General features: G+C 55.4%; 7 protein-coding genes. 4 read left to right on the forward strand and 3 right to left on the reverse strand.

The window, feature by feature from the left end; all coding sequences use genetic code 11:
• The first annotated feature begins 3 nt into the window (after positions 1–3).
• From bcsZ to GHO32_RS11770, 4 genes are all read left to right on the forward strand, one after another.
• Positions 4–1,116: a cellulose synthase complex periplasmic endoglucanase BcsZ gene (gene bcsZ / locus GHO32_RS11755; RefSeq protein WP_153335380.1), complete on the forward strand. Its 1,113-nt coding sequence runs from the start codon at positions 4–6 to the stop codon at positions 1,114–1,116.
• A complete protein-coding gene (bcsC, locus tag GHO32_RS11760; RefSeq protein WP_153335381.1) occupies positions 1,116–4,634 on the forward strand; it encodes a cellulose synthase complex outer membrane protein BcsC in 3,519 nt (1,172 codons plus the stop codon). Before bcsZ ends, bcsC begins: the two co-directional genes overlap by 1 nt.
• Before the next feature lie 463 nt (positions 4,635–5,097).
• A complete protein-coding gene (locus GHO32_RS11765) occupies positions 5,098–6,756 on the forward strand; it encodes a nitrite/sulfite reductase (RefSeq protein ID WP_153328905.1) in 1,659 nt (552 codons plus the stop codon).
• On the forward strand, positions 6,740–7,234 hold the full coding sequence (locus tag GHO32_RS11770; RefSeq protein WP_153335382.1) for a DUF934 domain-containing protein: 495 nt from the start codon (positions 6,740–6,742) through the stop codon (positions 7,232–7,234). The genes GHO32_RS11765 and GHO32_RS11770 overlap by 17 nt, the downstream gene beginning before the upstream one ends.
• Positions 7,235–7,281: 47 nt before the next feature.
• On the opposite strand, the gene GHO32_RS11775 is transcribed toward GHO32_RS11770, so the two are convergent.
• The 3 genes from GHO32_RS11775 to sohB form a co-directional block, all read right to left on the reverse strand.
• The gene (locus GHO32_RS11775) at positions 7,282–11,190 is read right to left on the reverse strand and encodes an NEL-type E3 ubiquitin ligase domain-containing protein (RefSeq protein WP_153335383.1); all 3,909 of its coding nucleotides are present in this window, start codon (positions 11,188–11,190) and stop codon (positions 7,282–7,284) included.
• A gap of 24 nt (positions 11,191–11,214) precedes the next feature.
• Entirely contained in the window at positions 11,215–12,279 is a 1,065-nt protein-coding gene (locus tag GHO32_RS11780) for a dermonecrotic toxin domain-containing protein (protein WP_153335384.1), read from the reverse strand.
• A gap of 296 nt (positions 12,280–12,575) precedes the next feature.
• Positions 12,576–13,595, reverse strand: coding sequence for a protease SohB (gene sohB / locus GHO32_RS11785; protein ID WP_368668359.1), 1,020 nt, complete (start codon positions 13,593–13,595; stop codon positions 12,576–12,578).
• Positions 13,596–13,655: the final 60 nt, after the last annotated feature.

Genomic DNA, 13,655 nt, shown 5'->3' on the forward strand with positions numbered 1-13,655 from the left:
TCAATGCCACGTCTTGCAGTGCTCGCTCTGAGCTTGACCCTTGGCTTGTTACCTCAGGCAGCGAGTGCCGCGAGCTGTGACTGGTCTGCCTGGGACAATTACAAGCAGGCCATGATGAGCAGCGACGGGCGCATCATTGATCGCTCGTCCAAGCAATTGATCACCACTTCGGAAGGTCAGAGTTATGGCTTGTTTTTCGCCTTGCTCGCCAATGATCGCAAAAGCTTTGAGCGGATCCTGGAGTGGACCCACAACAATCTGGCGGACGGCAGCCTGGATGCGCACCTGCCCGCCTGGGAATGGGGCCGCTCCGAGTCCGGCAAATGGCAGGTGCTCGACAGCAACAATGCCACGGATGCCGATCTGTGGATCGCCTACACCCTGCTCGAAGCCGGGCGTTTGTGGGAGTCGCCGGAGTACCTGGAGCTGGGGCAAAATATGCTTTGGCGCACTGCAGCGCAAAGCTTGCGGCCGCTGCCAGGGTTGGGCCTGATGTTACTGCCGGGCGATACAGGGTTTGACAGCCCTGAAGGCTGGCGGCTGAACCCCAGCTACCTGCCGCCGCAATTGCTTGCCCGCTTTGCCAAGGTAGCGCCCATTTGGGCTGAACTGGCGGCCAGTCAACAGCGCATGCTGGTCGAAGGTTCACCCAAGGGCTTTGCCTCCAACTGGCTGTTGTGGAAAGCCGGGGGCGGCTGGGCGCCTGACCCCAAGAGCGGCAGTACCGGCAGCTATGATGCGATTCGCGTGTACCTGTGGGTCGGCATGCTGGCCAAGGACGCGGCGGGTCGTCAGGCCTTGCAGGCGCAGTTTGCACCCATGGCTACGCTCACCCAAACCCTGGGTTATCCGCCAGAGTCGGTAGACGCCCTCACCGCCCAGTACACCGGCACCGGCCCCGTGGGTTTCTCGGCCGCCCTGTTGCCACTGCTCGCCAGTACCGGCTCACCGGCGTATGTCGTGCAGCAGGCACGGGTACAGCACGAGCCACCCGCAGCGGATGCTTATTACAACCAGTCCTTGCTGTTGTTTGGCCAGGGCTGGAATGAACAACGCTATCGCTTTGACAAGGATGGTCAGCTTTTACCGGCGTGGGTTAACACATGCAAAAACTAATGGCATGGGCAGTTTTGTTCAGCGGTATCTCGACTTCGGCACTGGCACAGCCAGTCAGTCTCCAGGACCAACAACAGTGGTTGCTGGAACAGGTGCGCATTGGCGAAGCCTTGTATCAGGAAGACCTGGTGCGCGATTCGTTGGCGCGGCTGTGGTTGATCGCGCCGAACAACCCGCAAGCCCTGGCGGCTTCAGTGCGTCAGGCCTTGCTGGACAAAAATCCGGACCTGGCCAAGCAGCGTCTGGCCCATCTGCAACAATTGGCGCCTGACTCGTTAGCACTGCGTCAGGCGCAAAACCTGATGAAGCTGCAAGACCCACAAGCCCAGAAGCAATTGCAACAGGCGCGTCTGTATGCCGCTGCGGGTCGCCCTGAAGAGGCGGCGGCCATTTTTGAACAATTGTTTGGCAATGCCCCGCCAGACTTTGCCACTGCTTTGGAATACCTGCGTATTCGCAGCAATATCCCCGGGCAACGTCCGCGCGCCATCGAGCAGTTGAAAGCCCTGGATGTGCAATACCCCGGCAACATCGGCCTGCGCCAAACCCTGGCCGACTTGCTGTTTCGAGAAAAACGCAATGCCGAAGCGCTGGCAGTGCTGCACCAACTGTCGACCGACCCTAACGCCAGTGGCCCGGCAGCAGAGCGCGAATACGAGTACCTCAGCACCTTGCCGGTTGACCGCTCCACCACGTTGGCTTGGCAAGCGTATTTGCAGCGCTATCCACGTTCTCCGCTCCTGAACGAAGCCACCCAAAAGCTTAAGGTTCAGCAGCAATTGCTCGCAGATCCGGCCTGGGTCGCCGGTACGCGCGGCAAACAGATGATTGACCGGTCGCAAAACCCGGTGGCGGCAGAAGCCCTGTTACGGCGCGCACTCAAGCATTACCCCGAAGACCCGAGCCTGTACGGCGCGCTAGGCCTGTCCTTGTTCAGGCAAGGCCGCTATGACGCGGCCTACACTGCGTTCACGGCCGCGCACAGCAAAGAGCAAGACACCTCCTTTATCAGCCGGTGGCAGGACTTGATGGACGCCACCCGTTATCAGCGTCTGCTCGCTCAAGGTGACAAGGCGCTGGAGCGCAAAGATTTCAACGCCGCACGCAATGCCTTCCAGCAGGCAAGCAAGACCAAGCCCCAGGATGCAGATCCGCTGATCGGTCTGGCTGACCTGGCCGTGGCTCAAAACAATGCGCCCCAAGCCGAAATCCTGCTGCTGCAGGCGCGGCGCCTAGAACCCACCAACACCAGTGCCGTGCGTGGGCTGATGCGCTTGTACTCGGCGCAGTCACCGGACAAGGCCAAGTCTTTTCTTGATGGCTTGCCACCTTCCCTGCAAAAGGAATTTACCGCTGAGCGGCGTCGTCTGGAGGTCAATGAACTGAACCGCCTGGCCGATGCGGCCAGCGAGCGCAAAGACTGGCCGCAAGTGGTGGCTTTACTCAGCAAAGTGCGCAACCTGACACCGGACGAACCTTGGCTGACTTATCGTCTGGCCAATGCCCAGCGCGAAATCAACCAGCCCGGCGCGGCTGACGACAGCTTTAAACAGTTGATGCAGCACCAGGGCCAAAACCCTGAGGCGCGGTATGCCTATGCGCTGTACCTGTCCAGTACCGAGCGCAATGCCAGCGCCTTGAGCGTGCTGGAGCAGTTGCCCAAAGCGCAGTGGAACGACTCCATGCGCGAGCTGGATGCGCGCCTGCAGCGCAGCGAACTGCTGGCCCGCGCTGACAGCTTGCGCAAAGCCGGCAATGAGCCTCAGGCGATTGCCCTGCTGATGCAGAACCCGGACAACGACGACCTGCTGACCCTCGCGCGCTGGGCACAGGAACGTGAAGACTACGCGCAAGCGCAGAAACTCTATGCGCACGTTCTGCGCAAGGACCCCGGCAACACCGACGCGCAACTCGGGCAAATCGAAACCCTGATCAATACCCGTCAAATGGACGCCGCACGCCGCCAGCTGGAACAGTTCAAGCCTGCGCCCGGCGAGGCATTGACCCCGACACAGCAACGGCTGGTAGCCAATGCCTGGGCCGAAGTGGGTGAACCCGACAAAGCTCAGGCGCTGTTTGCCCAATTGCTGAAAAACCCGCAGGACGACCCTACGATCTATCGCGATGCTGCGCGGTTGATGTCCGCCAAACAACCGCAACAGGCGTTGGACTACTACGCCAAAGGCATGGCTGGCGCCGGGTTGATCACACCCGCGCAGGCCAACCCGCGCGACAATCGGGCAATGACCCTGGCTAGCCGTGAAAAAGACGACGATGAATGGCTTGAAAGAAGCCTGCGCAGCGACGTCGACGAGTTATACCAGCGGCAAAACCCGACGTTGCATCTGTATACCGATTACGGATGGCGCGCAGACGATGCTTCGGCGGGCACCTCGGACACCGACACCCAGACCACCATCTTGCAACTGGACTTGCCGATCGCCGACGGCAGCGGCTTTATCCGGGCGGAACAAATCGACATGGATGCGGGCAAGTTCGACGCAGATGAAGACGGTTTTGTCCGTGAGAGCTACGGCACCTGCGCGATAGGCATCAAACGCAAAGGCACCGACGAGCCGATTTTTTCAGGCTGTGAAGACCGTTCACAGTCAGCCCGAGGCACCACACTGGCGGCTGGCTGGAAAAACGAAACCTGGAACATCGACGTTGGCCGTACGCCAGACACCTTTAAAGTGCCCAATTGGCTGGGTGGCGTGGCCTACAGCAACAAAATCGGTTCCTTGGGCTGGACCCTGACAGGCTCGCGTCGCCCGTTGAGTAACTCGATCCTGTCTTACAGCGGGGCAAAAGACCTCAACACCGGCGTGACCTGGGGCGGCGTGACCTCAAACGGCCTGACCTTGAGCCTGAGCCATGACGAAGGCGGCGTTGACGGGGTATGGGCAAGTTTGGGCCAGCACTGGCTGAGGGGTAAGAACGTCGAAAACAACCATAAGAACACCGCCATGGCCGGGTATTATTACCGGCTTGTGGAGCGTGCCGATGAACGTATGCGCACCGGTTTGACGGTGATGTACTGGGGTTACGACAAAGACCTGAGCGAATACACCCTCGGTCAGGGCGGGTATTACAGCCCGCAGCAATACTTCTCGATCGGGGTGCCGTTGAACTATGCGTGGCGCACGCCCAACTGGTCGGTGTCATTGGAAAGCTCGGTGGGCTGGTCCTATGCCAAAACCAAATCCAACGACCTTTATCCGTTGAGCGGGTTGAACGACAAACTGCTCAGCGTCGTCGACCAGGAAGGTTTCGAACTTGCCGAGCCACTTGGCCAAACCTCGGGCGGCAGCAGCAATGGTATTGGCATACGCCTGCAAGGGCTGGCCGAACGCAGACTGACCGACAACCTGGTACTGGGCGGTGGTTTGCTCTATCAGCACAGCGAAGGCTACGCCCCAAGCCGGGCCATGCTGTACTTGCGCTACACCTTCGACGCCTGGCAAGGCAACTTGCCATTGCCGGTAGAACCGTTGATCCCGTACGCCGACTTTAGGTAGTAGCCATCACCTTTTTGCAGGAACTGCCGAAGGCTGCGATCTTTTGACCCTCACTATCAAAAGATCGCAGCCTTCGTGCCTCGGCAGCTCCTTGGAGGGGTGCCATTTATGAATGGCTACTCCAGAACAGCGCGGCGGCCGCTACCAGAATGACCAGAAAAAGAATGGCCCACGCATCTACTCTGCTGCTGGTTTTGCGCACTTTCATTTGAGTTCTCATCGCATCGCCTTTTTTCGGTTTTATGGGTGAATGCTTAGAAGAATGTCTTTAAGTAAAGACCCGTAATACCCTTTGTACAAGTAAGTGATTGAGAATCAGCCTCTTATAGTCGCTTTGGTTCTTTGCATATGCTTAAACATCACTTTTGCGCATAACTACAAACTGGTATCTTGCGACCGCTCCGTGGGGAGTGCGCGGCCGTGCGCGCAGATAAGCTGTAAGCAGCCTGAGAACAGGACCTATATGTACGTATATGACGAGTACGATCAGCGGATCATCGAGGACCGCGTAAAGCAGTTCCGAGATCAAACCCGACGCTACCTGGCAGGGGAGCTGAGCGAAGAAGAGTTCCGCCCTCTGCGCCTGCAAAATGGCCTTTATGTCCAGCGTTTTGCCCCAATGCTGCGGGTTGCCGTGCCGTATGGCCAACTGACTTCGCGTCAAGCGCGAATGATGGCAAAGATTGCCCGCGACTACGACAAAGGCTACGCCCACATCAGTACCCGCCAGAACGTACAGTTCAACTGGCCGGCTCTCGAAGACGTGCCCGATATTCTGGAAGAACTGGCCACCGTGCAAATGCACGCCATCCAGACCAGCGGTAACTGCCTGCGCAACGTCACCACCGACCAGTTCGCCGGTGTGGCGGCGGATGAGCTGATTGACTCGCGCCCATGGTGCGAAATCGTTCGTCAGTGGACCACCTTCCACCCGGAATTCGCCTACCTGCCACGCAAGTTCAAAATTGCGATCAATGGCTCGGCGTCTGACCGTGCCGCCATCGAAGTTCACGACATCGGCCTGGAGCCTGTGTTCAACGAAGCTGGCGAGCTGGGCTTCCGCGTGCTCGTGGGTGGCGGACTGGGCCGTACGCCGGTGGTCGGCGCGTTCATTAATGAATTCCTGCCGTGGCAAGACTTGCTGAGCTACCTCGAAGCCATTCTGCGTGTTTACAACCGTTATGGCCGTCGTGACAACAAGTACAAGGCCCGGATCAAGATCCTGGTAAAAGCCCTGACGCCTGAAGTCTTCGCTGAACGCGTTGAGGCCGAAATGGTTCACCTGCGTGGCGGCTCGACCACGCTGACCGAAGCTGAAGTTCAACGGATCGCCAAGCACTTCGTTGACCCGGCTTACAAAGCCCTGCCTGACTTCGGTGCTGAACTGGCCGAACTGGACAAGCAGCATCCAGGCTTTGCCCGCTGGCGCAGCCGCAACACCCTGGCCCACAAAAAGCCGGGTTATGTTGCCGTTACCCTGTCGTTGAAACCCACCGGTGTTGCGCCGGGTGACGTGACCGACAAACAGTGGGACGCGATTGCCGATATGGCCGACCGCTACAGCTTCGGCCAGTTGCGCACCTCCCACGAGCAGAACATCATCCTGGCCGATGTTGAAGAAGGCCAGTTGTTCACCATGTGGGGCGAGTTGCGCGAACAAGGTTTCGCCACGCCGAACATTGGTTTGCTGACCGACATGATCTGCTGCCCGGGCGGTGACTTCTGCTCGCTGGCCAACGCCAAGTCGATCCCGATTGCCGAATCGATCCAGCGCCGTTTTGAAGACCTGGACTATCTGTTCGACATCGGTGAGCTGGACCTCAACATTTCCGGTTGCATGAACGCCTGTGGTCACCACCACGTCGGTCACATCGGTATTTTGGGCGTGGACAAGAAAGGCGCTGAGTTCTACCAGGTGTCGCTGGGTGGCAACGCCAGCCGTGATGCCAGCCTGGGCAAGATCCTTGGCCCATCGTTCGCGCAAGATGACATGCCGGATGTGATTGAAAAGCTGATCGACGTCTATGTTGAAAAACGCAATGAAGATGAGCGTTTTATCGACACTTACCAACGTATCGGCATCGACCCTTTCAAGGAGCGCGTCTATGCAGCGAATAATTAAGAACAACGAAGTTATCGACGAAACCTGGCACTTGCTGCCAAAGGACGCGGCCTTCGACGGTATTTCCAACTGTGACGACCTGATCGTGCCGCTGGCATTGTGGCGCGAGCATGCTCACGCCCTCAAAGCCCGTGACGGCGGCCTGGGTGTGTGGCTGGACAGCGATGAAGAAGCCGAAGAGATTGGCCAGGACGTTGAACACTTCCAGGTAATTGCCCTGAATTTCCCGGCATTCACCGATGGCCGCAGCTACTCCAACGCCCGCCTGCTGCGCGACCGCTATGGTTTCAAAGGCGAGTTGCGCGCCATTGGCGATGTACTGCGTGACCAGTTGTTCTATCTTCACCGCTGCGGCTTTGACGCGTTTGCCATTCGCGCTGACAAAGACCCGTATGAAGCACTGGAAGGCCTGAAAGATTTTTCGGTGACCTACCAGTCTTCAACCGACGAGCCGATGCCTTTGTTCCGTCGTCGTTAAGCCATAAATGACAGCCCTGTTCAGCATTCAGGGCTGTTTATGCGCCTTTAGACCCTTGTGGATCGTGTTTCTCCCGCTTTAGAAACTGCCAGTGGATGGGTCTCAAGGACCAATTTCGTTAGCTGTGTAACCACCTCAGCAATAGCCTTCTTGCGCTCATTGCCCACTCTTTCAGACTGTCGCTTGTATTCATCACTGCTGAGCGTGGCACGCTGCGAGTACACCTCATCAAGCAACGCCTGATACCTGTCCATTACCGCGGTGAATGCCGACGGCGTTTTTTTCTGCAAATAATCGCCCCAGAACTCCTGCCCTGAGATGGACTCAAGCAATGCAGGCATCTGTTCTTGATCAAGTACGTACTGCCTGGCGGACTCGAGTTCCGCAGCGGATACGTTGGCAATGTTGCCGAAGCGCATGCTAGTAGGCCGTGCCGGCAGCTCCAGTGAATTGGCCAGATTGACGTGGTAAAACATCTGGATCTCCAGCGGATCAAGGCGCGCTATCTGTTGTTGCACGCTTCCCGGGCTGAGCAAAGCGGCCAACCTTATACCCTCTGCAGAACCCAGCCGATAGGCAACACCTTGGCGCTCCACTGCGGGCATCTCGGCCAGAGGCCTTGGTGCCAGATTCGTGCCTGCGGCATCAACCAGTTCCTGCAGTTGCTGCACATACTCATTCTGAGTGGCATGGATGGTATTGATGCGCGCACTGATGATGCTCAAGACATGCTTGTTGAGCATATCGATACGAAACATCCCGCGTGCCAGCTTAAGCATTGCGTCTTCGCTATGGGCTGAATGCTCCGCCAGAAACACCAGGTGGTCCAGCTCCAGCTCAGCAAATACCATCGCAATACCATCGCCACAGGTACCCAAGTGTCCAGCCAGGCCGAACAAACGGCTGCGTAGCTCAGTGCTGTCATGGGCCGCTTGCAGTAGCGCCCAGACGCGCAGAGTCAAATCCACTCTGGCATTTGCAAATTGCGATGACGTACTCAGGTCTTCAATGACGGCAAAAAAATCAGCAGAGCCGGGTTCGCGCGCCAAAGCCGCCCATAGACTGCTTTGCACAGCAGAAGGTTCGTCAGCCCAATGATCAATGCCCTGAACTCTTGTGGCATGCTCACGGCCCCTCGCCATGCTCAGCGTATTTTGCTGATTGTCACGGTATAGATTTAAACGCCTTACCGAGTCTGGAGTCAGCGGATTGTCGTGCAAGGAGGTAACCCGATTGATAGAAGCCATTGCCTGGGTGAGCATTTCTTCCGGGATATGGCTAATGGTGTTGTTGCGCAGGTCCAGTGTTTGCAAATGATTGAGTGCCTGAATCCCTGTCGGCCAGGTGTTCAAGCCGGTGTGACGCAGAATTAAATGCTGCATGTCGGGCATCTGTTGCACCGAAAAACTTCTACCCAGCGGGTTACCGGTCAATACCAGCGTCTTCAGCTTTGTCATCGCCGATAAGACCTCCACACTCTCAGGGGTCAACACGATTTGATTGTTGCGAAGATTCAAATGTGTCAGCTCTGGCATATTGGCAATAGAGGCCGGAAGCTCGGTCAACTGAGTGGTATTGAGTGACAGATGGCGCAGTTCGGTGAATTTATCCAGCAAGACAGCGGGAACCTTACAGGTGGTGTTGGCCAGGTACAAAGAGAGGACATGACTAAAATTGGCTTCGAAAGAGGGCAAGGCATCGACCGGCCAGCCATTAAGATTTAACTCGTACCCGGCAACCCCCTCCAGACTTACCTCCGTACTCAACCTGCGCCAGGCGCGGATCAGTACTCGACTCATGGCACGTTTGGTTTGAATCGGTACCAACGTGCGCAACCCTCTGACTGGATAGGTCCAGACACTGGCCTCTTCCCACTCCTGCAAGGTTTTACGCAACATATCCAGTTCTGCCTTGCGCGCCACCAACTCACTTGCAACCAACTCCGGTGAAAGCTGCAAATTACGCAGAAACTGGCCTGTCTGAGCTTCCGACATGTTCGGATAAAGCTCTTGAACCAAATCCTTTAATATCGGCTCCTTGGTTGCTTCGCTGAGACGCCCGGCCTTCCCGCCCAACGTATAGCCGACCCTCCCGTCAGCAAGACGCATGGGAGACTTGAACCAGGGCTTGATATCTTGCATGCCCAGAGCCTTTGCTGAGCCGCTTCGCTGCTGGGTTGCCAGCGTTGCTATGTTCGACATGAACGCTGCATAAGACAATGGTGCACCGCCATTGAGTCCTTTACGTTCATTATCAGTCAACGATTTGTACACGCAGGCTGTCAGATCCGGGCTTGTGAAGGGTTGGCCGGTGCTTGCGCCGGAATACTCACAGAGCTCACCCTTTTTAAAAATTTCACGCCTAGATGATCCTGTCTCACCTTCAATGACGCTCAACTGCTCGTTGTTTAAATGATTGCGGACAGAAATTGTCACCTTTTTCGGCCATCCAGCCAGCTGCGGCATCGTGTGCCAGGCCAGTGTCTGGCTGTCAGTGTTGCTCAGAGCTTCGCAAAGAATTCCTTCAAAAGCGCGATTTAAACGCAGTTCTTGTGCGTAACGGCGCGCTTCTTCGCCAGCACGCAATGGTAAGCGAGCAAGATAGGTCAGCCCCGTCAACTCATCCTGCGAAAGGTGACTGGCCAACTCTTCCAGGACGCCTACCGGCAAGCCAGGGAACTGCAGCCTTATGTTTCTCAGCTCCGGCGCAAGGCTCTCGTTGGACGTGTAAAGGCGTGTAATCAGCTCACGTTTGGTTGATTGAGCCAGGTTGCCCAGTTTACGTGCCAATGCCGACGCTTGCTCTTTAGTGCCAATGACGGGATCTTCCAGCAGCGTCTGGATCTGTGTATCCGTCATGGACTCCAGTGTTGCCATGAGTAATTCGCCCTTATCAATGCGCGCCTGAGTGACTTGCGTCCTGGCACTTACCCTTTCAGGGCTCACACCGAAGTCCTTGAAGGTACCTCGCTGCAGGTCTACCACACGCAACCCTTGATCGTCTGGCCAGCCGGGCAACCGGGGCAGCAGTTCGAGTTGCATGGCTGCCAAGTCAGCCTTGTCATGCAAGCCCTGTTGCATCTGTAAACTAAAGCCTTCGATTTGCTCACTCAGATGTATGCGTTTGATGCAGTCGGCCAACAGCGGTGGCCTTGGCAGGATATCGACATACATCTTTCGCAACTCCCCCTCGCTCGTGCCACTCAGCGACAAGATGTGCTCGGCCATAGCATCGGAAAATACCTGAGTATCGGGACCAAGGCGCCGAAATAACTGCAAGCGAGACCATTGCATCGGCGCGTCAAATTCATGGGTCCATGCCCCACTGCCGCTGTGTCTCAGGGTGGGGCTGTAAGCATCCGGTTTTCGTACCGGCTCAATAGACATCCCCCCCGAACCCACCTCTCCCCGCACTTGATAAACCTTTTTCTCGAGCTCAAGGTAGTGCACGCCCTTTAACGGGTACAACCCTTTAGCATCGGGTGTGAGGCCTGACAAAATTTCAGGTCGACGCTCATACGATTTTAGATCTGGCTTCCACAAGCGTTTCTGACCAGTCCCCAGGGTAATTTGGGTCAGCCGATTAACCACCGGTGAAGAGTTTAAAGATTTGACCGCCCCTGGTGCCGCGACCATTGTGAGGTTTTGCGCCACGTCAAACAGGTGCTCCAGGGCAGCAACTTTATCGTTACGCTCCCACGCTTCAATGCCTTCGTAGATATCAACGCCCAACTGAACTACGCCAAACAACAGCATCATTTCTCCCACCACTGGCACAAAGCCCATCACAAGCGTCAGGGCACTTAGTCCGGCATTCCAGAACGCTGCCTGCCGTGCAAGACGCGATTGGCTGTCTTCATCTGCAGTGGGTACGGCCAGAAGTCGGGCGTCATCTTTGATTTGCGCCAGTTGCAACTGCCACGCCCTTTCAAAGGGATCAACCAGTTGCGTAATCAATTCAGATTCGTTGAAAATGGCAGGTTAATTAATAATAGGCGGGCGAAGTAATAACAAAGAATCCCAAGCCACTTTTTTAAGATCGATTCTTCTAATGAACTCAGCACGATAACGCAAGGGTATCAACTTCACAAAGTAGTCTGAAAACTCACGCTGTTTAAGCCGCTCACGCAAATTAATTTTGAACTGATCGATCGTTTCAAATTCGTAAAAAGTTTGTTTTGGCGCCTGTGGCAAGTACACGATGCAGCGCTGCGATTCACTCGCCTGAAGCTTCTCGGGCCACCAAACAATCATTCCAGGCACTTCAAAGCCCATAACTCTTAACGTGCTGTGGACGTTAGGCCTATCCTGCCAAGCAAGCGCGTAGTTCAAGAGCTCAGCCAGTATAAAATTATAATTATCGGCAGTCACATGGCGCTTCATGAACGCGACATGCAACTCAGCCGAAAACTCAAGACGCTTATTTTTAATGAACGCCACTTTAAGTTGAAAGGCTTTGAAGCGCTGATCCGTGACCTCATAGTCTATTTCAACGGGCGTGAAGATACTGTCCAGGTGCGACTGGTATTGCTCGCCAAGATTGAGGTCGCGGCAGATGCGAGCAAATTTTTCAGGTTCATACTCCGGTAAATTAACAAACCCGTTGCTTTGAACCTTGTAAAGGGTTGTGCCCGGGTCAAATCCACCCTTGACTGTTTCAGCGTGCTCAAAGTTCTGTAAGGCCGCCTGCATCACGTCATGATGGCTTGTACTGGAAATCAGATTGACTTCCAGAGACGTGGGGATCAAAGACTCGGGCAATATAAATTTGGCCAGACAATCGACCAGACTCGTTTGCTGATTGGCTAAGAACAAAACCGCATTGCTTAACAAACGGACCTGTTTGAAACCATGGGTCCTGAGGTTGATAGAGCCCCATCCATGGGCCGTCAAGGCGGTTTCCAATAAGGGCACAGCAAACTGTTCTATCGACTGGATACTGGCGAATACAGGGGCAATTTCGGTTTGAGTCGTGTGCCACTGCAACATGGTTTGGCGCAATGTTTCGCGCAATGTCGGCGATGCAGCCTTGAACCATGCAGGCAATTACTGCTCAATAAAAGTCTGATGGGGGTGTTGCACTTCAGTATTAAGCCATTGCTCAGCCGTGAGAGGGGGTACTTGGGAGGGAGATAACTCGGGGACATTCAGTGTGTCGGTCATGGCATAAGCCCTCATCTAAAATTTGAAAAATCAGCTTATAGACAGAGCACAGATAAATTTAATTGAATATCTGATGGTTCAGCATGTGAATACAACTGTAATTCGAACGAGCCGCCTATATAAGTAACGCACATTTAATAAAACCCGGTTACGCAATCAAATCGCAACCGGGACGCTCGTTACCAGAAACGTTGTTGGGTCAAACGCCCCCACAGTGAGTCAGCCACGCGCTCAACAGAGTGACTGGCGGCAAGGCCAACACGCTCTTGCAAGCTTTTACGCTGGGCATAATGCAAATGAAACAGCTGCGCTTGTTTAGCACGCTCAGACAAATACTCATCGCTGGTTTTCAACTCATCCACCAGCAACTTATCGACCGCAGCTACACCCAACCAGACTTCCCCGGTGGCAATCTGATCAATGTCAAGTTGCGGGCGGTACTGGGCCACGAAGTTCTTGAACAATTGATGAGTGATATCCAGGTCCTGCTGGAACTTTTCACGGCCTTTTTCGGTGTTCTCACCGAATACCGTCAAGGTGCGCTTGTACTCGCCAGCGGTCAGTACTTCGTAATCAATGTCGTGCTTTTTAAGCAGGCGGTTGACGTTTGGCAACTGCGCCACCACCCCGATAGACCCTAAAATCGCGAACGGCGAGCTGATAATTTTTTGCCCGATACACGCCATCATGTAACCGCCGCTGGCGGCCACTTTGTCGATGCAAATGGTCAGCGGGATGCCGGCCTGTCGAATACGCGCCAGCTGCGATGAGGCCAAACCGTAGCTATGGACCATACCCCCGCCGCTTTCCAGACGCAAAACCACTTCGTCAGCCGGTGTGGCCAGTGTCAGCAATGCCGTAATTTCATGACGCAGGCTCTCGGTTGCCGAGGCTTTGATATCGCCTTCAAAGTCCAGTACGAAGACCCGCGGCTTTTCTTCCGGTTGTTTCTTCTGCTTTTTATCGACTTTGGCCTGCTGCTTGCGCAACGACTTGAGTTGATCCTTGGACAACAGTGATTGCTCGAGCTTGTCGCGCAGGCCTTTATAAAACTCGTTCATCTTGCTGACTTGCAATTGCCCGGCAGTCTTGCGACCTCTGCCACGCAATGCTGCCAGGGTCACCAGGACAACCAGAATGGCAACCACCAGGGTGACGGTTTTAGCCAAAAAACTGGCGTATTCGGCAAGAAATTCCACAGCCTCTCCTTACAAACGCTTGCAGCCCTCGGGACAGGGCCACGTAATGCTGCCCAGCAT

This window comes from Pseudomonas sp. FSL R10-2189, from assembly GCF_009600325.1.
Taxonomy (GTDB): Bacteria; Pseudomonadota; Gammaproteobacteria; order Pseudomonadales; family Pseudomonadaceae; genus Aquipseudomonas; species Aquipseudomonas helleri.